The sequence below is a fragment of the Sphingomonas morindae genome (assembly GCF_023822065.1).
GTDB lineage: Bacteria > Pseudomonadota > Alphaproteobacteria > Sphingomonadales > Sphingomonadaceae > Solisphingomonas > Solisphingomonas morindae.
This window is the reverse complement of record NZ_CP084930.1, coordinates 1393970-1414668: the sequence shown is the minus strand read 5'-3', so window position 1 is coordinate 1414668 and position 20699 is coordinate 1393970. Positions and strand designations below refer to the sequence as shown.

Sequence of the window (20699 nt, the reverse complement as noted above, 5' to 3'; positions counted from 1 at the left end):
TGCATGATCAGAGCGCGAAGCCCTCGCCAAGATAGAGGCGGCGCACGTCCGGATCGGCGATCAGCGCCGCCGGCGCGCCCTGGAACAGCACCTTGCCATCATAGATGATGCAGGCGCGATCGACGATGTCGAGCGTCTCGCGGACATTGTGATCGGTGATCAGCACGCCGATGTCGCGGCGCTTGAGATCCTTCACCAGATCGCGGATGTCGGCGATCGAGATCGGGTCGATGCCGGCGAACGGCTCGTCCAGCAGCATGATCGAGGGCTCGGCCGCGAGCGCGCGCGCGATCTCGCAGCGCCGCCGCTCGCCGCCGGACAGCGCGGTGGCGCGCGCATCGCGAAGATGGCCGATATGGAATTCGCCGAGCAGCTGCTCCAGCCGATCGGCGCGGACGCGGGGATCGGGCTCGCTCATCTCGAGCACCGCGGAGATGTTCTGCTGCACCGTGAGCCCGCGAAAGATCGAGGTTTCCTGGGGCAGATAGCCGAGCCCCAGCACGGCGCGGCGATACATGGGCAGGCCGGTGATATCCTCGCCGTCGAGCAGGATGCGGCCGGCATCGGGCTTGACCAGCCCCATCACCGAATAGAAGCAGGTCGTCTTGCCGGCGCCATTGGGGCCGAGCAGGCCCACCACTTCGCCGCGCGCCACCTCGAGGCTGACATCCTGCAGCACCGGCCGATTGTCATAGGCCTTGGCGATCGAGACGATGGCGAGGCCGCGTTGCGCCGTGGCCGGCGGTGCGGCGGTGTCGCGGGCGGGGAGCGCGATTGTCGTCATGCGGGGCGAACCAAGACCATAGGACGGGCATGTGGCAGCTTTGCGGGGGCGCGATCAAGCCTCGCCCGCGCGGCGCGGCGGCTATTTCTTCGAATCCTGATCCACGACAAAGCGACCCGAGACGCGGCCGCCCTTGCCGGTGGTGCCCGCGCCGCCGACCGCCGAACCATCGACGGTGGCGCGATCGGTGGTCTGATCGATCACCAGCCGGCCGCCGCGCACGACCGAGCCGTTGCGATCGAGGCTGACATTGCCGATCAGCGTGATCAGCTTCTTCTGCAGATCATCGATGCCGTAATTGCCGCGCGCCACTTCGTTGGGACGGGTGACGACGACATGGCCATTGGCATCGAGCCGCTGCACCTTGAGCGCCTCGCCGCCGCTATTGCCCTGGCTGTTGGCGATGCTGCCGGTATAGAGCGCGACGACGCGATCGGCGGTGAGCGTCATCTCCTGCTGGCGGACATGGACATTGCCGATCAGCGTGGCCTTGTGCTCGCGATCCTGCACCTCGATGCGATCGGCTTCCCAATCGATCGGCGCGTTGCTGTCATGCGGCTTGTCCTGCGCCGCGAGCGCGCTCGCGACGGGGAGAAGGAGCAGCACGAGCGAACGCCGGATCATGGCTGCGCCTTGCCGTGTCCCTGGTCGATATGCAAGCGGGCGTTGCCGGTAAGCACCACCGATCTGGCGTCGAGATCGGCCTGCATCCGATCCGCCGAGAAGGTGCCGAGCGGCATGCGGCCGGTGACCGGAGTGCGGCTGGAAAGCGCCCGCGTCTTCATGTCGAGATCCACGTCATGGGTATCGATATGATAGCCGTCCTGGCTGCGGAACTGCACCGCGCCGTTCAGCGCCACCTTCTGATTGTCCATATTGTACGCGCCCGTGGGCGCGGTGAGCGTGGCCGGGCCGCCGGCCAGGCCGATGCGGGCGCGCAGCGTCTTGAGCTGGACGACGGGATCGGCCGAGCGCGCCTGCACCGCCGAGGCGGCGGAGAGCGCGAAGGGCTGCCCCGAATCATCCTCGCCGCGGTACAAAGCGCGCGTCACGCGCATCCGCTCCGGCGCGGTGGCGACGCGGTTCTTGGACAGGACGAAGCTGATCTCATGGCCGGTGGTGACGGGGGTGAGGGCCAGCACCAGCACCAGCACCAGCGCCAGCGCGGGGAGCACCACCCGCGCCACCGCGATCAGGCGATCATGGCCGGAGCCGGGCACGGCCCAGCGCCGGCGGCGGGCGCGGCCTTCGCGCGCCGCCGCCGAGAGCGGGCCGGCGGCGGCCTCAGGCATGGGCGAAAATGTCGATCTCGGGCCAGCCGGCGAGATCAAGCTCGGCGCGCGCGGGCAGGAAATCGAAACAGGCCTGCGCCAGCGCCATCCGGCCCTCGCGCACCAGCCGCTCGTCGAACCGCTCGCGCAGCTGGTGGAGATAGCGCACGTCGGACGCGGCATAATCCTTCTGGGCGTCGCTCAGCGTGGTGGCGCCCCAATCGGAGGATTGCTGCTGCTTGGAGATCTCGATGCCGAGGAGCTCGCGCACCAGCTCCTTCAGGCCGTGGCGATCGGTATAGGTGCGGGTGAGGCGCGAGGCGATCTTGGTGCAATAGACGGGTGCCGCCACCACGCCGAGATAATGGCGGATCGCCGCGAGATCGAAGCGGGCGAAATGGTAGAGCTTGGTGCGCTCCGGATCGGCGAGCACGGCCTTGAGCCGCGGCGCCTCGAAGCGGCTGCCGGGCCCGAAGCGGACGAGATGCTCATCCCCCCGGCCATCGGCGATCTGCACCACGCAAAGCCGATCGCGCGGGGTGATGAGCCCCATCGTCTCGGTGTCCACGGCCACCGCCCCGGGCGCGAGCGCGTCCTCGGGCAGATCCTCTTCATGAAAATAGACGGTCATGGAGTCCGCGCATAAAGACTTGGCGGCCGCGGCTCAATGCTTTGCGCGCCGCCGCCGCGCGGCCATGTTGAGCGCCTCGACCAGCGCGGAAAATGCCATGGCGGCATAGATATAGCCCTTGGGCACATGGACGCCGAGCGCATCCGCGATCAGCACCGCGCCGATCATCAGCAAAAAACCGAGCGCGAGCATCACCACCGTGGGGTTGCGCTGGATGAAGCGGGCGAGCGGCCCGGACGCGAGCAGCATCAGCCCGACCGCGACGATCACCGCCACCACCATGACCGGCAGATCATTGGTCATGCCGATGGCGGTGAGGATCGAATCGATCGAGAAGACGAGATCGAGCGCGAGGATCTGGACGATCGCGGCGCCGAAGCCCGGCGCGGGGCTGGCGGTGCCGGCCTTCTCCTCCTCGGGCGTGAGGCTGTGGTGGATTTCGCGCGTCGCCTTCCAGATCAGGAAGAGGCCGCCCGCCAGCAGGATGCAATCGCGCAGCGAGAGCGCCGTCTCGAAGGCGGGATGACCATCGACCAGCGGACCGGTGAGGCCGAGATCGAGCACGGGCTCGGTGAGGCCGACCAGCCAGGCGATGGTGGAGAGCAGCGCCAGCCTCAGCCCCAGCGCCAGGCCGAGCCCCAGCCGCCGCGCCTTCTGCTGCTGGGCGGGCGGCAGGCGATTCGAAAGAATCGATATGAAGACAAGATTGTCGATCCCAAGAACCACCTCCATCACGATCAAGGTGACAAGCGCGAGCCAGGTGGAAGGCGCGGCGAAGCTGGCGAGGAGGCTGGACATGACCCGCTCGTGCTGCCGAAAAGCGCGGAAAGCCGCAAGCGTCGCGCCCGCCGTGGCGCGGCTGCATCAGACGCGCCGATTGCGGCTGGGCGTCCTATTGTGGCGACAAAATGGCTCGCCGCCTGTGGGTAGATGCGCTATGACAGACGCAGGCGTGCAAGATTTCGCGCCCGGAGACGCGGGCTGTGTCCTCTCGCGCGCTTCATTTGATTACGGGCACACCGGGAAAGATACGTCTCAGATGAGTTTTGATCGTGGGCGGCGCGGGCAGCGCGGCAGGGACAAGCGCGACGGCTTCGGCGGCGACGACGATTTCGGCGGCGGCGGTTATGGCGGCGGTGGCTTCGGCGGTGGCGATCGCTACGGCGGTGGCGGCTTTGGCGGTGGTGACCGCTTCGGCGGCGGCGGCGGCGGTGACCGTTTCGGTGGCGGCGGCGGCGGTGGTCGCGGCGGCTATGGCGGCGGTGGTGGCGGCTTCGGCGGCGGCGGTGGTTTCGGCGGTGGCCGGGGCGGCGGTGGCGGCTTTGGCGGCGGCGGCCGCGGCATGCCCGCGCAGATCGTTGGCACCGCCAAGGGCACCGTGAAGTTTTTCAACGGCCAGAAGGGCTTCGGCTTCATCGTGCGCGATGATGGCGGCGAGGATGTGTTCGTGCACATCTCGGCGGTCGAGCAGGCGGGCCTCACCGGGCTGGCCGAGGGCCAGCCGCTGGAGTTCACGCTCGTCGATCGCGGCGGCCGCATCTCTGCGACCGAGCTGAAGATCGAGGGCGAGCCGATCGCCGTGGCCGAGGCGCCGCGCGCCCCGGCCCGCCAGCTGACCGGCGAGCGCGCCTCGGGCGTGGTGAAGTTCTTCAACCCGATGAAGGGCTTCGGCTTCATCCAGCGGGATGATGGCCAGCCGGACGCCTTTGTCCACATCTCGGCCGTCGAGCGCGCCGGCATGACCACCCTCAACGAGGGTGATCGGCTCGAGTTCGAGCTCGAGGTGGATCGCCGCGGCAAGTACGCCGCCGTGAACCTGCAGGCGGCGCAGTAAGCACCGCCCGCTTCGGCTGAAAGGCCCGGTCCGCCACGCGCGGGCCGGGCTTTTTCATGCGCGGCCTTGGGTGCGGCGCGCGGCACCCGGGCGCTCCGCCATTGTTTCGCGCGACGCGGCTGTTTATGCCCGCGCGATCATGAGCGACATCGATCCCGCGCTGCGCGCCGCCGCCCACAGCTCCAAGGCCTGGCCCTATGAGGAGGCGCGCAAGCTGCTGAAGCGCTGGCCCGAGGGCAAGCCGGGCGGCGCGCCGATCCTGTTCGAGACGGGCTATGGCCCCTCGGGCCTGCCGCATATCGGCACCTTCACCGAAGTGGCGCGCACCTCGATGGTGCGCAACGCACTCGCCGAACTCTCCGACGCGCCGAGCCGGCTGATCGCCTTTTCCGACGATATGGACGGGATGCGCAAGGTGCCCGGCAATCTGCCGGATGCCGAGCGGCTGCTCGCCTATCTCGATCAGCCGCTGTGCCGCGTGCCCGATCCCTTCGGCACGCACGAGAGCTTCGCCGCGCACAACAATGCCCGGCTGCGCGCCTTTCTCGACGCCTTCGGCTTCGACTATGAATTTCTCGCCGCGTCCCAAGCCTATCCCGAGGGGCGCTTCGATGCGGTGCTGAAGACGATCCTGGCGCGGTACGAGGCGATCATGGCGGTGATGCTGCCCACTTTGGGGGAGGAGCGCCGCAAGACCTATTCGCCGATCTTCCCGATCCATCCCGACAGCGGCAAGGTGCTGCAGGTGCCGATCGAGGTGGTCGACGCCGAGGCCGGGCTGATCGCCTATGCCGATCCGGACACCGGCGCGCGGCGCGTCCAGTCGGTGCTGGGCGGTCAGGCCAAGGCGCAGTGGAAGGTCGATTGGGCGCTGCGCTGGGTCGCGCTGGGCGTCGATTACGAGATGGCCGGCAAGGATCTGATCGATTCGGTGACGCAATCGGGCAAGATCGCGCGCGTGCTCGACGCGCGGCCGCCCGAGGGCTTCAATTACGAGCTGTTCCTCGACGAGCATGGCGCCAAGATCTCCAAGACCAAGGGCAATGGCCTGACGATCGAGGAATGGCTGCGCTACGCGCCGATCGAGAGCCTCGCCTTCTACATCTATCGCGAGCCGAAAAAGGCGCGGGCGCTGAGCTTCTCCGTCATTCCCAAGGCGGTGGACGAATATTTCCAGTTCCTCGCCGCCTATCCCGATCAGCCGATCGAGCAGAAGCTGGGCAATCCGGTGCACCATGTGCATCTCGGCCGCGTGCCGCGCGTGGACATGCCGCTGAGCTTCTCGCTGCTGCTCAACCTGGTCGGCGTCGCCGCGACCGACGATCGCGCGCTGCTGTGGCGCTATGTCCGCCGCTACGCGCCCCAGGCCTCGCCCGAAACGCATCCCGTGCTGGATGCGCTGATCGGCCATGCCATCGCCTATTTCCGCGATTTCGTGGCGGGATCGCTGGTGCGGCGGGCGCCCGACGCGCGCGAGGCGGCGGCGCTGCGCGATCTCGACGCGCGGCTCGCCGCGCTGCCCGAGACGGCATCGGCGGAGACGATCCAGACCGAAGTCTATGAGGCGGGCAAGGCCGCCGGCTATGAGCCGCTGCGCGACTGGTTCCGCGTGCTCTACGAGGTGCTGCTCGGCTCCAGCCAGGGGCCGCGCATGGGCAGCTTCGCCGCGCTCTACGGTCTCGGCAACACGCGGGCGCTGATCGGTCAGGCCGTTTCCACTACGGTGTAACCGAAAAGCCACGAACCTGTGGCCGGTTTCCGCGTTGACCGGCATGGATAGCTTCCTTTCGGCCCGACCGGGGCGCCGCACCTCCGCTCTTCGTCCGCCGCCTCTGGCCCGCCGCCTCGGCCTGTTCGCCGCCGCCACGCTGCTGGCGGTGGCGCCGGCTATGGCGGCCAGCCCACGCGACACGCTGCTGCGCGCCGCCTTCGAGACGCACGACAAGGCGGCGGCGCTGGCGCTGGTGGATCAGGCGATCGACGAGACGCGGGGCGAGCTGACGGCGCGGCCCGGCGACAAGGAGGCGCGGCTGCAACAGGCGCTCGGCACCGGCTATCGCGGCCAGCTGCGCCGCTCGCCCGGCGACGCCAAGGCGGCCCGTACCGCGCTGTTCGCGCTCGCCCAGGCCTATCCCCGCGATCCCGAGGTGCAGGTCGCGGTGGCGGGCTGGCATTTGACGGCGGTGAGCGATCTCGGCCCGTTCCTGGCCCGCACGCTGCTGGGCGCGGACAAAAGCAGCGGCTATGCCGCGCTGGACCGGGCGCTGGCGCTCGGCGGCGGCCGTGCCTTCTTCCCGGCCTATGCCGCGCTGATCCGCGCCCGGATCGACCCCAAGGACACGCAGACCCCGCTCACGCTGGCGGAACGCGCCGCCGCGGCGCCGGCGCCGACGCCGCTCGACCGGATCGTGCAGCGCGCGGCGGTGCGGCTCTTGCCGCCGCTGCGCCGGGGCGACGGCGCGGCGGCGGCGAGCCTGGCCAAGCAGCTCCTGCCCTTCGGCCAGCTCGGCTGAGCCGGCCGAAGCGCACGGCGCCGGTCAGTAGAAGAAGCGGGGATAGACGCGCAGCACGCGGCCGCTGCGGATATCGACCAGCGCCACGTCATTGCCGTAGCGGACCCAGCGCTGCGGGCCATAGACGGCGGGCAGGCGGTAGCGCGCGGGATCGATCCAGTAGCGCCGCTGATAATAGGCGGGCTCGAAGCGATAGCCCGGGTTGATCGGGCGATAGCGCCAGTCGCCCGTCGGGCCGACATAGGCGGGGCCGCGATAGACATCGGGATGGCTGCGGCGGAAATCGCGCCAATCCTCCCGGCGTTCGGCGCGGGCATCGCGCAAGTCCGCGCGGGCGTCGCGGATATCGTCGCGATCGCCGCGCGCATAGGCACGGTCGAGATCGCGCTGGCTGCGGGCGACATCGCGATCATCGCGACGCACCTCGCCATAGGATTGCGCCATGGCGGCGGGAGCGAGGGTGGCGGCGAGCAGCGCGCCGAAAATAAGCCTACGCATGAACTCTCCCTTCAATCAAAGACTGTATCGGCATGGCCGGACTGGCCATGAGCCCGGTATAGGGCGCCGCCGGTGAATGACGGCGGAACGTCTGCTTCATCTTTCCGAAAGATCAGTACCAGAAAAAGTCCGGCAGAACGTCCATCACCTGTCCGGTATAGATGTCGACGAGCAACGCATCGTTGAAATAGCGCACCCAGCGATAGGGCCCATAGGCCGGAGGCAGGCGGTAATATTCGGGATCGCCGATCCAGTAGCGCTCGCCGAAATAGGCGGGCGCGATCCGGACGCCGATGCCGAAGCGCTGATAGCCATAGGCGAGCGGCGGACGATAGGGGGGCAGGCGGTAGAGATCGCGATGCGTGTCGCGCCAGCCGCGCCAATCATAGCGGGGCTGATCGTGCCAGCTCCGATCCCAGCCGCCGCGGCCCGCGCCGGGCGGGAGGGGGCGATCGCCGGTCCAGCCGGGCGCGCCGCCGCCCCAGCCGCGGCGATCGTCGCGCCATCCATCGGGTCGGCGGTCCGCGCCACGGCCGTCGCGCCAGCCGCCATCGGCCTGCGCCGGATAGCCATTGCCCTGCGGACGCGCGCCGTTCCACCCGCCCGCGGGCCAGGGCTGGCGGCCATCATGCCAGCCGCCGCGATCGGCGGGGGACGGCGCGGGGGCGCCGCCCGGCCGGCCGCCGTTCCAGCCCTGGCCGCGCGGATCGCCCGCGCCGCCGGGATGATCGCCCCAGCCGCGCGGCGCGCCCGGGTTGACGCCGCCGGGCGCGCCCGGGCCGCCCGGTGCACCGGGCGGGGGCGCCGGCCGCGCGCCGCCGGGGGACGGCCCGTCATGATGCCAGCCGCCGCCACCCGGATGCTGCGCGGGCGCGGGGCCGGCGGGCGGGGCGGGCGGCTGGGCGAGGAGCGGTGTGGCGGCGGTAACGAGAAGCGCGGCAAGCCAGGGACGCATCGGATGAGCCTTTCCGGACTCGGCGGGCGGCGGCGAGCGTGCCGCGCCCCAGGCTTTCCTTCTGGCGCGGCGGCGCTGACGCGCGACTGAATTGCTTTGTCAGCAATCCGCAAGCTTTCCCGGACTTAGCCGCCGCTGGCGCGGGTGCCGATCGCCTTGGCGGCCTCCAGCAGCTCGACCGGGAGCAGCGCGATGACGGTGCTGTTATGCTCCACGCCGATCTCGCTCAGTGTCTGCAGGCGGCGCAGCTCGAGCGCGCCGCTGCTCGTGCCGATGGTGGCGGCGGCATCGGCCAGCGTCTGCGCCGCCTCGCGCTCGCCCTCGGCCTTGATGATCCGCGCGCGCTTCTCGCGGATCGCCTCGGCCTCGCGCGCGATCGCGCGCTGCATCGCCTCGGGAATGTCGAGATCCTTGATCTCGACCGCGTCGATCGCGACGCCCCATTGCGCCACCGCGCGGCCCAGCATGCCCATCAGCCGCTCGTTGATGGCGCTGCGATCCTTGAGCAGCTGGTCGAGATCGGACTGGCCGATGGCGTCGCGCAGGCCGGTCTCAGCCGCCTGGAGCACCGCGCGCTGCCATTGCTCCACCACGGTCAGCACGCGCACCGGATTGGTGGCGCGGAACCAGAGCACGGCATTGACGCGCACCGGCACGCCGTCGCGCGTCACCGTTTCCTGCGTATCGAGCGCGACCGTGATGGTGCGCGTGTCGATCCGCTGCGCGCGATCGATGAAGGGCACGAGCCAATACCAGCCGGGCCCCTTGGGCTCGATCACCCGGCCGAGCCGGAACACCACGGCACGTTCATATTCCTGGTTGATGCCGAAGCTTTTCAGCGCGGCGATCAGCAGCAGGATCAGGGGCACGGCAAAGGGCAGGAGCATCGACATGGCGCACGCCTCGATCAGGGATGATGGTCTTATAGCAGCCCTGTGGCAGGGCCGCGATGCGGCTTCCGCGTTTTCCTTTCGTTCGCGACCGCGCTATAGCGGCGGCCGATGCTTCCTCCTGTTTCCGCCGCGCTCCACGCCACCCATGGCGGCATCTGGCTGGCCGAGCGTGGCGCGCCGGTGCGGCCGCTGGCGCGCGGCGAGGCGATCGCGCGTGCCGCCGAGCAGCCGCTGGTGCTGCTCAACGCGCCTCTGGTCGGCCAGCGCCTGGGCTATGCCGAATTGTCCGGGCTCGATCTGCTCGAGCTGTTCGCCTTCGTGCATCCCGCCCGCTTCGCGGTGCCGACGCCGGCGGGCCTGGCGCGCATGCTCGGGCTCGCGCCGCCGGCCGGCGACGATGTCGCCGCCGCCACGCTGCTCGACATCGCCGATGCGCTGCTGGCCCGTACCGGCGCGGCCGACTGGCCCGAGCGCGACGGCGCCTGGACGGTCGCGCAGGCGCTGGCGCGGCTGCGCTGGCCCTGGGCGCAGCAGCTGCTCGCCCGGCTCACCATGCCCGAGCGCAGCGAGCGCGGGCTGTTCGCGCGGCTGCCCGAATGGGAGGAGGCGGCGCCGCGCCCGCAGCCGCGCAGCGTGGTGATCACGCCCGATCAGGCGCAGGCGGCGCTCACCCGCCTCACCGGCCAGGGTGCCGAGGCGCGGCCGGGGCAGCAGGCCTATGCGGCGGCGGCGGTCCATGCCTTCGCGCCGCGCGCGGCCGAGGGCCGGCCGCGGCTGCTGCTCGCGGAGGCGGGCACCGGCATCGGCAAGACGCTGGGCTATCTCGCGCCCGCCGGGCTCTGGGCCGAGGCGGCGTCGGGCAGCGTCTGGGTCTCCACCTATACGCGCGCGCTCCAGCGCCAGCTCGACAAGGAGACGCACCGGCTCTTCCCCGATCCGGCGGCGCGCCACGCCAAGGTGGCGGTGCGCAAGGGGCGCGAGAATTATCTCTGCCTCCTCAACCTGGAAGACGCGCTCTATGGCGGCTTCGCCGGGCGCGCGGCGGTGCTGGCGCAGCTGGTGGCGCGCTGGGCGGCCTATACGCGCGACGGCGATATGGTGGGCGGCGATCTGCCCGGCTGGCTGCCCAGCCTGTTCCGGCGCGCCGGCGCCACCGCGCTGACCGACCGGCGCGGCGAATGCGTCTATGCCGGCTGCCCCCATTATCGCCGCTGCTTCATCGAGCGCTCGATCCGCCGCGCCGAGGAGGCGGACATCGTGATCGCCAACCATGCGCTGGTGATGCTGCTGGCGGAACGCCGGCGCGACGAGGGGCGCGCGCTCGGGCGGATCATCTTCGACGAGGGCCATCATCTCCACGACGCCGCCGATTCGACCTTCGCGGCGGCGCTGACCGGGCAGGAGGGGATCGAGCTGCGCCGCTGGATCGTGGGGCCGGAGCGCGCCTCGCGCGGGCGGCGGCGCGGGCTGGCGGCGCGGCTCGCCGATGTCGTCTCCTATGACGAGGCGGGCGCGGCGGCGCTCGACGCGATCATCCAGGCGGCCGAGGCGCTGCCCGCCGACCAATGGCTCGGCCGGCTGGCGGAAGGCGCGCCGCGCGGCCCGATCGAGGCGCTGCTCGGCGCGGTGCGGCAGGTGGTGCTGGCCCGCGCCACCGCCGCCGATGCCGGCTATGGCATCGAGACCGAGGTCGCCGCGCTCGACGGGCCGGTGATTGAGGCCGCCACCGCCGCGTCGGCGGCGCTGGAGCAGCTGATGCGGCCGATGGTGGCGCTGGGCGGCCGGCTGCTGGCGGTGCTGGAGGAAGCGCCCGATTGGCTGGACGGGCCGGCGCGGGCGCGGATCGAGGGCGCGGCGGCGGGGCTGGCGCAGCGCGCGCGGACCCTGGCGGCGTGGATCGCGCTGCTCGGCCGGCTGGGCGGCGCGCCCGATCCCGATTTCGTCGACTGGCTGGCGGTGGATCGGGTGGAAGGCCGCGAATTCGACATCGGCGTGCATCGCCGCTGGCTGGATCCGGGCCGGCCGCTCGCCGCCGCGGTGCTCGCGCCGGCGCAGGGCGTGCTGGTGACATCGGCGACGCTCACCGGCAGCGGCGGCTGGGATCATGCCGAGGCGCGCACCGGCGTGCGCCATCTCGACGCGCCGGTGGAACGGTTCGCGGTGGCGAGCCCGTTCGACTATGCCGCCGCCGCCGAGGTGCTGATCGCCACCGACGTGCCGCGCGGCGATCCGGTGGCGCTCGCCCATGCCTATTTCCGCCTGATCGCGGCGAGCGGCGGTGGCGCGCTCGGACTGTTCACCGCGATCGCGCGGCTCAAGGCCGTCTATGCGCGGATCGCGGACCGGCTCGCGCGCGAGGGGCTGCCGCTCTTCGCGCAGCATGTCGATCCGATCGACACGGGCACGCTGGTCGACATGTTCCGCGACGATCCGCGCGCCTCGCTGCTCGGCACCGATGCGCTGCGCGACGGCATCGACGTGCCCGGCGAATCGCTGCGGCTGGTGGTGATGGAGCAGGTGCCCTGGCCGCGGCCGACGGTGCTGCACGCCGCGCGGCGCGCCGCCGGCGGCGGCGGCAGCTATGACGACGAGGTGGTGCGGGCGCGGCTGGCGCAGGGCTTTGGCCGGCTGATCCGCTCGGCGCGCGATCGCGGCCAGTTCGTCCTGCTCTCCTCCGCCACCCCCTCGCGGCTGCTCACCGCCTTTCCCGCCGGCGTGCCGATCCGGCGCCTCCCGCTCGACGAGGTGGTGGCGCGGGTGGCGAGCGGCCTTCCCAAGCCGGTCGCCATCGGGCATCAGGCCTCCGGAGATTGAGCGGCGGGGAGCGCGGCATGAAGCGTCTGATCACCTTCCGCCACGCCAAATCCGGCTGGGACCAGCCGACCATGCGCGATTTCGATCGCGGGCTGAACGCCAAGGGCCGCCGCGCCGCCGCCACCATGGGCCGTCATATGCGGACGCTGGGGCTGGTCTTCGATGCGGTGCTGGCCTCGCCGGCGGTGCGCGTGGCCGAGACGCTGGACGCGATGGCGGACGGCTATGGCCGGCGGATCACCCCCGCCTGGGACCGCCGCCTCTATCTCGCCACCGCGCAGACGCTGCTCGAGGCGATCCAGGAGGCCGATGATGGCGTCGAGACGCTGATGATCGCGGCGCATAATCCCGGGATCGAGGAGCTGGTTCTGCTGCTGGCCGGCGCCGGCGGCGAGGAGGAGCTGGCGACGCGCGGTTCGGTGGAGGATAAATATCCCACCGCCGCGATCGCCGAGCTGCATTTCGAGGCCGATCGGTGGAGCGCGGTGGCGCCGGGCGGGGGCCAGCTGATCCGCTTCGTCCGCCCGCGCGATCTCGATCCGACGCTCGGCCCGGAACGCGGCTAGGCGGCGGCGCCACCGTCCGCCGCGCAGGCGCGCAGCGCCGCGCCCTCCAGCCGCCAGCCCTGCCATTCGGCCTTGGGCGCGGCGCCGAGCCGCTCGTAGAAATCCATGGCGGGGCGGTTCCAGTCGAGCACCGCCCAGTCCATCCGCGCGCAGCCGCGCGCCACCGCCTCCCGCGCCAGCGCCGCGAACAGCGCGCGGCCCAGCCCGAGGCCGCGCGCCTCGGGCTCGACGAAAAGATCCTCGAGATAGAGGCCGGGGCGCCCCGTCCAGGTGGAGAAGCTGAGAAACCAGATGGCCATGCCGACGACGCGGCCATGCCGTTCGGCGACCAGCGCATGGGCGTGGGCGGTCGCGCCGAACAGCGCGCGATCGAGCGCCGCGGCATCGGCTTCCACCGCGTCCGGCGCGCGCTCATAGGCGGCGAGCGCGCGGACGAGGCCGAGCAAGGCGGGCACATCCTCCGGCGCCGCGCGCCGGACGTGCACGCTCATTCGGCGGCCTGGGCCGTCGCCGCCGCGCTGGCGGCCTCGATCTCGGCGGCCTTGGCCTCGACCAGCTTGACGACATGATCGATCATCGCCTCGTCGCCGATCGTGTGATCGGTCACGCCCGAGAGATAGATCATGTGCTTGCCATTGCCGCCGCCGGTGACGCCGATATCCGTCTCGCGCGCCTCGCCGGGGCCGTTGACGACACAGCCCAGCACCGAGAGCGAGATCGGCGTGGAAATGTGCTGGAGCCGCGATTCCAGCGCCTCCACGGTGCGGATCACGTCGAAGCCCTGGCGCGCGCAGGACGGGCAGGAGACGACGCGCACGCCGCGCGTGCGGATGCCCAGCGCCTTGAGCATCTCGTAGCCGACGCGCACCTCCTCCTCGGGCTCCGCCGAGAGCGAGACGCGGATCGTATCGCCAATGCCGAACCAGAGCAGCGATCCAATGCCGATCGCGGATTTGACCGTGCCGCCGATCAGGCCCCCGGCCTCGGTGATGCCGAGGTGCAGCGGGCAATCCACCGCCTCGGCGAGCTGCTGATAGGCGGCCACGGCGAGAAACAGGTCGGATGCCTTCACCGCCACCTTATATTCGTGGAAATCGGCGTCCTGCAGCAGCTTGATGTGATCGAGCGCGCTTTCCACCAGCGCCTCGGGGCAGGGCTCGCCATATTTTTCGAGCAGATCCTTCTCGAGGCTGCCGGCATTGACGCCGATCCGGATCGAGCAGCCATTGGCCTTGGCGGCGCGCACCACCTCGGCCACGCGCGCGGCCGAACCGATATTGCCGGGATTGATCCGCAGGCAGGCCGCGCCGTTATCGGCCGCCTCGAGCGCGCGCTTATAGTGAAAGTGGATATCCGCCACGATCGGCACGCGGGCGGCGCGCGTGATCTGGCGCAGCGCGGCCGAGCTTTCCTCGTCCGGGCACGACACGCGGATGATATCCGCGCCCGCTTCCTCGCAGCGGCGGATCTGGTCCACCGTGGCGCGGATGTCCGGCGTGGGCGTGTTGGTCATGGTCTGCACCGTGATCGGCGCATCGCCGCCGACGGGGACGTTCCCGACCATGATCTGGCGGCTCTGGCGGCGCGTGATGTCACGCCAAGGACGAAGCGACATGGGATGCCTTAACGGTTGCTCTCCGCGCCTCTATAGGCGCTCGCACGGCGTAAAGTAAGCGGGTGGACGAGAGCGATGGCTTGGACGGTGATGATCCATGGCGGTTCCGGGGCGATGGCGCCCGGCCGGCTCAGCGCCGCGGAGGAGCAGGGCGCCGCCGCCGGGCTGCGGGCCGCGCTGGCCGCCGCCGCCGCGCTGCTAGAGGCGGGCGGCAGCGCCGTGGACGCGGTCGAGGCGGCGGTCCGGGTGCTGGAGGATGATCCGCATTTCAACGCCGGGCGCGGCTCCGTCTTCACCTGGGAGGGCGGCATCGAGTGCGACGCGGCGATCATGGACGGGCGGGATCGCCGCGCCGGCGCCGCCGCCGGGCTGACCGCCACCCGCAATCCCGTCAGCCTGGCGCGCGCGGTGATGCGCGATACGCCGCATGTGCTGCTGGCCGGCGCGGGCGCCGACGCCTTTTCCAGGGCGCGCGGGGCCGAACAGGCGCCGCCGGACTGGTTCGCCACGCCCGAGCGCCGGCGCCAGCTCGACGAGATCAAGGCGCGGCCCGACCTGCCGTTCGATTCGGGCATGAAATACGGCACGGTCGGCGCGGTGGCGCGCGACTCCGCCGGCCATGTCGCGGCGGCCACCTCGACCGGCGGCCTCACCGCCAAGCGCTGGGGCCGGATCGGCGATTCGCCGCTGATCGGCGCCGGCACCTACGCCGATGATCGCGCCGCCGCGATTTCCTGCACGGGATCGGGCGAACATTTCATCCGCATGGGCCTTGCCCACGAACTGTGCGCGCGGCTGCGGCTCGCCGGCGCCACCCCGGACGCGGCGGCGGACGCGGTGCTGGCCGAGCTGGGCCAGCTCGGCGGCAAGGGCGGCTTCATCCTCGTCACGCCCAGAGGCGAGGCGTGCTGGCGGTTCAACACGCCCGGCATGTATCGCGGCCGGATCGCGGCCGATACGCCCGCCGAAATCGCCATCTATCGCTGAGCCTCTGTTGCAGCGCTGGCATTGTGGCGCGGGATCAATCCAGTAGAGGGCGCGACATGATTCGCATCCGATCCGCGCTGCTCGCCCTGCTGCTTGCCCTGCTGCCGCTTTCGCCGGCGGCGGCCTGGTGGGATTATGGCCACCAGATGGTGGCGCGGATCGCCTGGGCGCAGATCCGCCCCGCCACGCGCGCCGCGCTGCAGCGGCTGCTGGCGCAGTCCCGCCGGCTCGACACGCCGACCTGTCCGGCGCGCACGCTCGCCCAGGCTTCGACCTGGCCGGACTGCGTGAAGACGCTGGGGGACCGGTTCAGCTACGCCTATGCCTGGCACTATCAGGATTTCGACGTCTGCACCGCCTTCACCGAGCGCGGCACCTGCCCCGGCGGCCAGTGCGTGACCGCGCAGATCGAGCGCAACCAGCGGCTGCTCGCGGATCGCACGCTCAACCCGCGCGAGCGGCTGATGGCGCTGATCTTCCTGGTCCATCTCGTCGGCGATCTGCACCAGCCGCTGCATGCCGCCGAGCGCGACGGCGATCAGGGCGGCAACAAAGCCAAGGCGCTGTACGGTCGCGTGCCGAGCAACCTCCATTCGATTTGGGACGGGCTGCTCGCCGAGCGCGCGCTGACGACGCCGCCGGCCGGCGTGGCGGGGCTGCTCTCGGCCGTGCCGCCGGCCGAGCGGGCGGCGGTGGTGGCCGGCCGCCCGCTCGACTGGGCGCGCGAAAGCTGGGGGATCGCGCGCGACACCGTCTATCCCAGCGCGAGCGGCGGCGCGCCCGCCTGCCCGGCGCAGCCCGGCCCGGGCCATCTCGACGAGGCCGCGATCCAGCGCCTCACGCCGCTGGTGCGGGCGCAGATCGCGAAGGGCGGCCTCCGCCTCGCGGCGATGCTCGACGCGGCGGTGGCGGGCCGGGTGCCGCCGCGCCGCCGCGGCGGCTGAGCCGGCTCAGCGCAGCGCGGTGCAGAATTCCGCGATGCGATCGCAGGCGCTGGCCAGCGCCTCGTCCGAGGTGGCGTAGCTGATGCGGAAGGCCGGCTCGAGCCCGAAGGCGGCGCCGTGCACCACCGCGACGCGGCCGGCGGCGAGCAGCTGATCGGCCAGCACGGCGTCATTCTCGATCCGCGTGCCGTCGGGCGCGGTCTTGCCGATCACGCCGGACACGTCGGGATAGACGTAGAAGGCGCCCTCGGGCGTCGGGCAGCTGATGCCGGGAATGGCGTTGAGCCGCGCCACCACCATGTCGCGCCGCCGCTTGAAGGCGGCGTTTCGCTCCGCGAGGAAATCCTGCGGACCGTTCAGCGCCGCCACCGCCGCCGCCTGGGCGATCGAGCAGGGATTGGAGGTGGATTGCGACTGGAGCTTGGCCATGGCCTTGATGAGCCAGGCCGGGCCGCCCGCATAGCCGATCCGCCAGCCGGTCATCGCATAGGCCTTGGAACAGCCGTTCACCGTCAGGATCCGGTCGGCCAGATCGGGGCGGAGCTGGGCGAGCGTGGTGAAGCGGAAATCGTCGTAGACGACATGCTCGTAGATATCGTCGGACAGGACGAAGACCTGCGGATGCCGCGCGATCACCTCGCCCAGCGCCGCTAGCTCGGCCTCGTTATAGGCGGCGCCGGTGGGATTGGAGGGCGAGTTGAGGATCACCCAGCGGGTGCGCGGCGTGATCGCCGCGTCCAGCTGCTCGGGGGTGATCTTGTAGGCGCGATCGGCGCCGGCGGGGACGAACACCGGCACGCCGCCCGCGAACTGGACGATATCCGGATAGCTCACCCAATAGGGCGCGGGGATGACGACCTCGTCGCCCGCGTCGATGGTGGCGACGAGCGCGTTGAACAGGGTGTGCTTCCCGCCGACATTGACGCTGATCTGATCGGCGGTGAAGCGCAGGCCATTGTCGCGCTCGAACTTGGCGGCGATGGCGGCCTTAAGCTCGGCGGTGCCGTCGACATTGGTGTATTTGGTCTTGCCGGCCTGGATCGCCTCGATCGCGGCGGCCTTCACGTAGTCCGGCGTGTCGAAATCCGGTTCGCCGGCGCTGAGGCCGATCACATCGACCCCCTGACGCTTCAGATCCAGCACGCGCGACGTCATGGCGAGCGTGGGGGAGGGCGCGATGCGGCCGAGCGCGAGCGACGTGGTTCGCATGGGACAGACACTTTCCATGAAGGCGGGAGACGCGGGCGCGCCTATAGCCTCATGGCGCCCGATCGTTCAACCGTGCCTGAATCAATCCTCGCACGGCGTTGCCGAGCAAGAATCCATCGCGCAGATCCTCGGCGCGCAGCGGCGCCTCGATCGCGCGGCCGGACTCGAGCAAGGCCTGGCGCAGAATGCCGGGCAGCAGCCCGTGCGCGAGCGGGGGCGTGAGCAGCCGGCCGTCGCGCTCGACGAACAGCGAGGTGAAGCTGCCCTCGGTGAGCCAGCCATCGCTCCGCGCGAACACCACCTCGAAACAGCCGGCGGCGCGGCGCGCCTCGTCGTAGAAATCGCGGGCGCTGGTCTTGTGCCGCAGCCGGAAATCCTCGGGCGCGACGGGCAGCGGCACGATCGCCACCGCGACCGGCGCGGCGGGGGTGGCGGGCAGCGCCCGGACCTCGATCGCCACCCGCCCGCTCGGCGCGGCGCGCACGCGCACCCGCGCCGGCTCGCGCAGGCGGAAGGTGGCGGCCTGAAGCTCGTTGCGCACCGCGTGACGATCCACCGCGAAGCCTAGCGCCTCGGCCGAGGCCTTGAGCCGCGCGAGATGGCGCTCGGTTTCGAGCAGCCCGTCGAACGGATCGAAGCGCATGGTTTCGAGAAGGTCGAAAGGCGGGCAGGCGCGGCTCACAAATTCTCCCTTGGCGCGGCACTCGCGCCATTCGGCGGCCCCGTGCGAATCGGCGACGATACCCGAACCCAGGCCCAGGCGCGCCGCTTCCCCCGTCACCACCAGCGTGCGGATGGCGACATTGAAGGCGGCGTCGCCATCGGCGTCGATCCGGCCGATCGCGCCGGTATAGAGGCCGCGCGGGGCGGACTCCACCTCCTGCGTGAGGGCGATGGCGCGCAGCTTGGGCGCGCCGGTGATCGAGCCGCAGGGAAAGGCCGCCTCGAGCACCGCCACCGCGTCGAGGCCCGGCGCCAGCGCGGCGGTGACGGTGGAGGTGAGCTGGTGGAGCGTGGGATAACGTTCCACGGTGAACAGCGCCGGCACCGCCACGCTGCCCGGCACCGCCACCCGCGCGAGATCGTTGCGCAGCAGATCGACGATCATGAGATTCTCGGCGCGCTGCTTGGGATCGCGCGCCAGCGCGCGGGCGGCCTCGGCGTCGGACGCCGCATCGACGCCGCGCGGCGCCGTGCCCTTCATCGGCCGGGCGGTGATCCGGCCCTGGTCGAGCCGGAAGAAGAGTTCGGGCGAGAAGGACAGGATCAGCCGCTCGGTCCCGTCGCGGATGATCCCGCCCCAGCCGGCGGCGGCGTGGCGCCGGATGCGCGCATAGAGCGCCAGCGGATCGCCGACGATCCGCAGCGCGGCGGCGAAGGTGAGGTTCGCCTGATAGATGTCGCCCGCCGCGATCCAGGCCTGGATGCGCGCCACGGCGGCGATATAGGCGTCGCGATCGATCAGCGGGGCGGGCGGGCTCGCCCAGGCGCCGGCGCCATCCGGCAGCAGCGCGGGCACGGCGTCGGACGCGATCGTGCGATAGCCGTCGAACAGGCCGAACCAGAGCAGCGGCGCGCCGTCGCCCGGGCGGGCGGCGCCGTCGCCGAAGGGGCCCGCCTCATAGGCGCAATAGCCGGCGGCATGCAGGCCGGCGTGGCGCGCGGCGCGCAGCCGGGCGAGCGCAGCCGGGATCTCCTCCGGCGCGTGGGCGATCACCTGGTCGCGCGGATGCTGGTAGAGCCGCGCCGGCGCGGCATCGGGGCCGCTGGCATCATCGAGCAGGACGAAGCAGGAGGCGGGATCGAGCATGGCGCCTCCTGCCGCGATCGGGCCGGCCGCCGCAAGCCTGCGCGCTTGCGCGGGCCGGCGCGCTCCCCCATCGTCTGACGGATGAGCGAGATCGAGCCCCCCTTGCGCGCCGCCGTGATCCCGGTGACGGCCTTTCAGCAGAACGCCACGCTGATCTGGTGCACCGCCACCCGGCGCGCGGCGGTGATCGACCCCGGCGGCGATCTCGATCGCATCGCGGCGGCGATCGCGCAGCATGGCGTGACGCTGGAGAAGATCCTCCTCACCCACGGCCATATCGACCATTGCGGGCTGGCGGGCGTGTTCGCCGCCGAACGGGGCGTGCCGATCGAAGGGCCGCAGGAGGAGGATCGCTTCTGGATCGCGCGGCTCGAGGATGATTCGCGCGGCTTCGGGCTGGAAGGCCGGGTGTTCGAGCCCGATCGCTGGCTGGAGGATGGCGATCAGGTGACGGTGGGCGCGCTGACGCTCGACGTCTACCACACGCCGGGCCACACCCCCGGCCATGTCATCTTCCACCATCCCGAATCGCGCTTCGCCCAGGTCGGCGACGTGCTGTTCCAGGGCTCGATCGGACGGACCGACTTTCCCCGGTCCGATCATGACGCGCTGATCGCGTCGATCACGGGCAAGCTCTGGCCGCTCGGCGACGATACGGTGTTCGTGCCCGGCCATGGCCAGGCCTCGCGCTTCGGGATCGAGCGGCGCAGCAATCCCTTCGTGGCCGATCACGTTCTGGCGGCGGCCGCCGGCTGAGGTGGCGGCGGCCGCCTGCGGCTCAGAACAGCGTCACATGGCCGGTGGCGCCGGGGGCGTGGCTGGCGATGACGATCGCCCAGAGCGACAGGCCGAGCAGGACCAGCCAGGTGACCAGCGCGCCGCCGGCGCGGGCGGCGTTGCGGCGCGGATTGTCCATGCCGAAGGCGTGGGCGACGCGCGCCACCACATACAGCGCGGCGACCAGCCACAAGGCGCGGCGGGGCGCGCCGGCAAGCTCGATCAGTACCACCAGGGCGAGGACGAAGGGGCTGTATTCCACGAAATTGGCATGGGCGCGCATGCGGGCCGCGAGGCGCGGATCGCCGCCATCGCCGATCATCACCTTGCCCGCCATGCGCATCCGCGAGAGGCGGAAGGCGAGCCAGAGGCTGAGCAGGCCCAAGGCGGCGGCCAGAGTGAGCGAGACGGGCAGCATGGACGGGCTCCGATCAGGAGGAGGAGGGAGCGTCTCGCTCGCATGGCGCACGCGCGCTTGCAACAGCGGCCGAAATCGCTATAGGCCGCGCTTCGCGTCGAGGCCGGCTGCCTGCGAATCCGTGGGTGGGAGCCCCGGGCACGTTCGGTGGCATATCGGCCCCGCATCCTTGTGTAGATC

General features: G+C 71.3%; 21 protein-coding genes. 8 read left to right on the top strand and 13 right to left on the bottom strand.

Translation table 11 applies throughout. The annotated features are described in order from the left end of the window. Positions 1–7 precede the first annotated feature (7 nt). From lptB to LHA26_RS06845, 5 genes are all read right to left on the bottom strand, one after another. Positions 8–784 (bottom strand): LPS export ABC transporter ATP-binding protein, encoded by a 777-nt coding sequence (lptB, locus tag LHA26_RS06865; RefSeq protein ID WP_252167973.1) that lies wholly within the window; start codon positions 782–784, stop codon positions 8–10. Between the two features lie 81 nt (positions 785–865). Continuing rightward, positions 866–1408, bottom strand: coding sequence for an LptA/OstA family protein (locus LHA26_RS06860; RefSeq protein ID WP_252167972.1), 543 nt, complete (start codon positions 1406–1408; stop codon positions 866–868). Next, entirely contained in the window at positions 1405–2076 is a 672-nt protein-coding gene (gene lptC / locus LHA26_RS06855; protein WP_252167971.1) for an LPS export ABC transporter periplasmic protein LptC, read from the bottom strand. Before lptC ends, LHA26_RS06860 begins: the two co-directional genes overlap by 4 nt. Next, a complete protein-coding gene (locus tag LHA26_RS06850; RefSeq protein ID WP_252167970.1) occupies positions 2069–2686 on the bottom strand; it encodes a ribonuclease D in 618 nt (205 codons plus the stop codon). Before LHA26_RS06850 ends, lptC begins: the two co-directional genes overlap by 8 nt. A gap of 33 nt (positions 2687–2719) precedes the next feature. After that, on the bottom strand, positions 2720–3484 hold the full coding sequence (locus tag LHA26_RS06845) for a TerC family protein (RefSeq protein ID WP_252167969.1): 765 nt from the start codon (positions 3482–3484) through the stop codon (positions 2720–2722). Between the two features lie 241 nt (positions 3485–3725). Here LHA26_RS06845 and LHA26_RS20040 point away from each other — a divergent pair, with 241 nt between their 5' ends. The 3 genes from LHA26_RS20040 to LHA26_RS06825 all read left to right on the top strand — a co-directional run bounded on the left by LHA26_RS20040 (position 3726) and on the right by LHA26_RS06825 (position 7033). Beyond that, a complete protein-coding gene (locus tag LHA26_RS20040) occupies positions 3726–4520 on the top strand; it encodes a cold-shock protein (RefSeq protein WP_302898071.1) in 795 nt (264 codons plus the stop codon). 139 nt (positions 4521–4659) lie between these two features. Continuing rightward, on the top strand, positions 4660–6249 hold the full coding sequence (locus LHA26_RS06830) for a lysine--tRNA ligase (protein WP_252167968.1): 1590 nt from the start codon (positions 4660–4662) through the stop codon (positions 6247–6249). Positions 6250–6292: 43 nt separating this feature from the next. Next, positions 6293–7033, top strand: coding sequence for a hypothetical protein (locus tag LHA26_RS06825; protein ID WP_252167967.1), 741 nt, complete (start codon positions 6293–6295; stop codon positions 7031–7033). A gap of 24 nt (positions 7034–7057) precedes the next feature. On the opposite strand, the gene LHA26_RS06820 is transcribed toward LHA26_RS06825, so the two are convergent. The 3 genes from LHA26_RS06820 to LHA26_RS06810 form a co-directional block, all read right to left on the bottom strand. Next, entirely contained in the window at positions 7058–7531 is a 474-nt protein-coding gene (locus LHA26_RS06820; protein WP_252167966.1) for an RcnB family protein, read from the bottom strand. A gap of 112 nt (positions 7532–7643) precedes the next feature. Continuing rightward, positions 7644–8486 (bottom strand): RcnB family protein, encoded by an 843-nt coding sequence (locus LHA26_RS06815; RefSeq protein WP_252167965.1) that lies wholly within the window; start codon positions 8484–8486, stop codon positions 7644–7646. 125 nt (positions 8487–8611) lie between these two features. Continuing rightward, positions 8612–9379, bottom strand: a complete 768-nt coding sequence (locus LHA26_RS06810) for an SPFH domain-containing protein (RefSeq protein WP_252167964.1) — start codon at positions 9377–9379, stop codon at positions 8612–8614. Between the two features lie 108 nt (positions 9380–9487). Here LHA26_RS06810 and LHA26_RS06805 point away from each other — a divergent pair, with 108 nt between their 5' ends. Both LHA26_RS06805 and LHA26_RS06800 read left to right on the top strand, forming a co-directional pair. Further along, a complete protein-coding gene (locus tag LHA26_RS06805; RefSeq protein WP_252167963.1) occupies positions 9488–12193 on the top strand; it encodes an ATP-dependent DNA helicase in 2706 nt (901 codons plus the stop codon). A gap of 17 nt (positions 12194–12210) precedes the next feature. Next, positions 12211–12759: a SixA phosphatase family protein gene (locus LHA26_RS06800; RefSeq protein WP_252167962.1), complete on the top strand. Its 549-nt coding sequence runs from the start codon at positions 12211–12213 to the stop codon at positions 12757–12759. Here the strand turns inward: LHA26_RS06800 and LHA26_RS06795 are convergent. Then, complete coding sequence (locus LHA26_RS06795; protein WP_252167961.1) at positions 12756–13250, bottom strand: GNAT family N-acetyltransferase; 495 nt, start codon at positions 13248–13250, stop codon at positions 12756–12758. The genes LHA26_RS06800 and LHA26_RS06795 overlap by 4 nt on opposite strands. Beyond that, on the bottom strand, positions 13247–14374 hold the full coding sequence (ispG, locus tag LHA26_RS06790) for a flavodoxin-dependent (E)-4-hydroxy-3-methylbut-2-enyl-diphosphate synthase (protein ID WP_252167960.1): 1128 nt from the start codon (positions 14372–14374) through the stop codon (positions 13247–13249). The genes LHA26_RS06795 and ispG overlap by 4 nt, the downstream gene beginning before the upstream one ends. Before the next feature lie 75 nt (positions 14375–14449). On the opposite strand from ispG, the gene LHA26_RS06785 reads away from it, so the two are divergent. Together LHA26_RS06785 and LHA26_RS06780 are read left to right on the top strand one after the other, a co-directional pair. Continuing rightward, a complete protein-coding gene (locus tag LHA26_RS06785; RefSeq protein WP_252167959.1) occupies positions 14450–15361 on the top strand; it encodes an isoaspartyl peptidase/L-asparaginase family protein in 912 nt (303 codons plus the stop codon). A 56-nt stretch (positions 15362–15417) separates the two neighbouring features. Further along, on the top strand, positions 15418–16305 hold the full coding sequence (locus LHA26_RS06780; RefSeq protein WP_252167958.1) for a S1/P1 nuclease: 888 nt from the start codon (positions 15418–15420) through the stop codon (positions 16303–16305). A 6-nt stretch (positions 16306–16311) separates the two neighbouring features. Here LHA26_RS06780 and LHA26_RS06775 read toward each other — a convergent pair whose 3' ends face one another. Both LHA26_RS06775 and pabB read right to left on the bottom strand, forming a co-directional pair. Continuing rightward, positions 16312–17514 (bottom strand): pyridoxal phosphate-dependent aminotransferase, encoded by a 1203-nt coding sequence (locus LHA26_RS06775; RefSeq protein ID WP_252167957.1) that lies wholly within the window; start codon positions 17512–17514, stop codon positions 16312–16314. A gap of 49 nt (positions 17515–17563) precedes the next feature. Continuing rightward, positions 17564–19324, bottom strand: coding sequence for an aminodeoxychorismate synthase component I (pabB, locus tag LHA26_RS06770; RefSeq protein WP_252167956.1), 1761 nt, complete (start codon positions 19322–19324; stop codon positions 17564–17566). 81 nt (positions 19325–19405) lie between these two features. On the opposite strand from pabB, the gene LHA26_RS06765 reads away from it, so the two are divergent. Beyond that, on the top strand, positions 19406–20080 hold the full coding sequence (locus LHA26_RS06765) for an MBL fold metallo-hydrolase (RefSeq protein WP_302898051.1): 675 nt from the start codon (positions 19406–19408) through the stop codon (positions 20078–20080). Between the two features lie 22 nt (positions 20081–20102). On the opposite strand, the gene LHA26_RS06760 is transcribed toward LHA26_RS06765, so the two are convergent. Continuing rightward, positions 20103–20519 carry an MAPEG family protein gene (locus LHA26_RS06760; protein WP_252167955.1) on the bottom strand — a complete coding sequence of 139 codons (417 nt, stop codon included), beginning with the start codon at positions 20517–20519 and terminating at the stop codon, positions 20103–20105. Positions 20520–20699 lie beyond the last annotated feature (180 nt).

Excerpts from the sequence above, each read along its gene's own strand:
- LHA26_RS06830 (WP_252167968.1), top strand. The coding sequence starts at position 4,660 with ATGAGCGACATCGATCCCGCGCTGCGCGCCGCCGCCCACAGCTCCAAG.
- LHA26_RS06850 (WP_252167970.1), bottom strand. The coding sequence starts at position 2,686 with ATGACCGTCTATTTTCATGAAGAGGATCTGCCCGAGGACGCGCTCGCG.
- LHA26_RS06780 (WP_252167958.1), top strand. The coding sequence starts at position 15,418 with ATGATTCGCATCCGATCCGCGCTGCTCGCCCTGCTGCTTGCCCTGCTG.
- LHA26_RS06785 (WP_252167959.1), top strand. The coding sequence starts at position 14,450 with ATGGCTTGGACGGTGATGATCCATGGCGGTTCCGGGGCGATGGCGCCC.
- LHA26_RS06860 (WP_252167972.1), bottom strand. The coding sequence starts at position 1,408 with ATGATCCGGCGTTCGCTCGTGCTGCTCCTTCTCCCCGTCGCGAGCGCG.
- lptC (WP_252167971.1), bottom strand. The coding sequence starts at position 2,076 with ATGCCTGAGGCCGCCGCCGGCCCGCTCTCGGCGGCGGCGCGCGAAGGC.
- pabB (WP_252167956.1), bottom strand. The coding sequence starts at position 19,324 with ATGCTCGATCCCGCCTCCTGCTTCGTCCTGCTCGATGATGCCAGCGGC.
- LHA26_RS06825 (WP_252167967.1), top strand. The coding sequence starts at position 6,293 with ATGGATAGCTTCCTTTCGGCCCGACCGGGGCGCCGCACCTCCGCTCTT.
- LHA26_RS06775 (WP_252167957.1), bottom strand. The coding sequence starts at position 17,514 with ATGCGAACCACGTCGCTCGCGCTCGGCCGCATCGCGCCCTCCCCCACG.
- LHA26_RS20040 (WP_302898071.1), top strand. The coding sequence starts at position 3,726 with ATGAGTTTTGATCGTGGGCGGCGCGGGCAGCGCGGCAGGGACAAGCGC.
- ispG (WP_252167960.1), bottom strand. The coding sequence starts at position 14,374 with ATGTCGCTTCGTCCTTGGCGTGACATCACGCGCCGCCAGAGCCGCCAG.
- LHA26_RS06760 (WP_252167955.1), bottom strand. The coding sequence starts at position 20,519 with ATGCTGCCCGTCTCGCTCACTCTGGCCGCCGCCTTGGGCCTGCTCAGC.
- LHA26_RS06820 (WP_252167966.1), bottom strand. The coding sequence starts at position 7,531 with ATGCGTAGGCTTATTTTCGGCGCGCTGCTCGCCGCCACCCTCGCTCCC.
- LHA26_RS06810 (WP_252167964.1), bottom strand. The coding sequence starts at position 9,379 with ATGTCGATGCTCCTGCCCTTTGCCGTGCCCCTGATCCTGCTGCTGATC.
- LHA26_RS06805 (WP_252167963.1), top strand. The coding sequence starts at position 9,488 with ATGCTTCCTCCTGTTTCCGCCGCGCTCCACGCCACCCATGGCGGCATC.
- LHA26_RS06800 (WP_252167962.1), top strand. The coding sequence starts at position 12,211 with ATGAAGCGTCTGATCACCTTCCGCCACGCCAAATCCGGCTGGGACCAG.
- LHA26_RS06765 (WP_302898051.1), top strand. The coding sequence starts at position 19,406 with ATGAGCGAGATCGAGCCCCCCTTGCGCGCCGCCGTGATCCCGGTGACG.
- lptB (WP_252167973.1), bottom strand. The coding sequence starts at position 784 with ATGACGACAATCGCGCTCCCCGCCCGCGACACCGCCGCACCGCCGGCC.
- LHA26_RS06795 (WP_252167961.1), bottom strand. The coding sequence starts at position 13,250 with ATGAGCGTGCACGTCCGGCGCGCGGCGCCGGAGGATGTGCCCGCCTTG.
- LHA26_RS06845 (WP_252167969.1), bottom strand. The coding sequence starts at position 3,484 with ATGTCCAGCCTCCTCGCCAGCTTCGCCGCGCCTTCCACCTGGCTCGCG.
- LHA26_RS06815 (WP_252167965.1), bottom strand. The coding sequence starts at position 8,486 with ATGCGTCCCTGGCTTGCCGCGCTTCTCGTTACCGCCGCCACACCGCTC.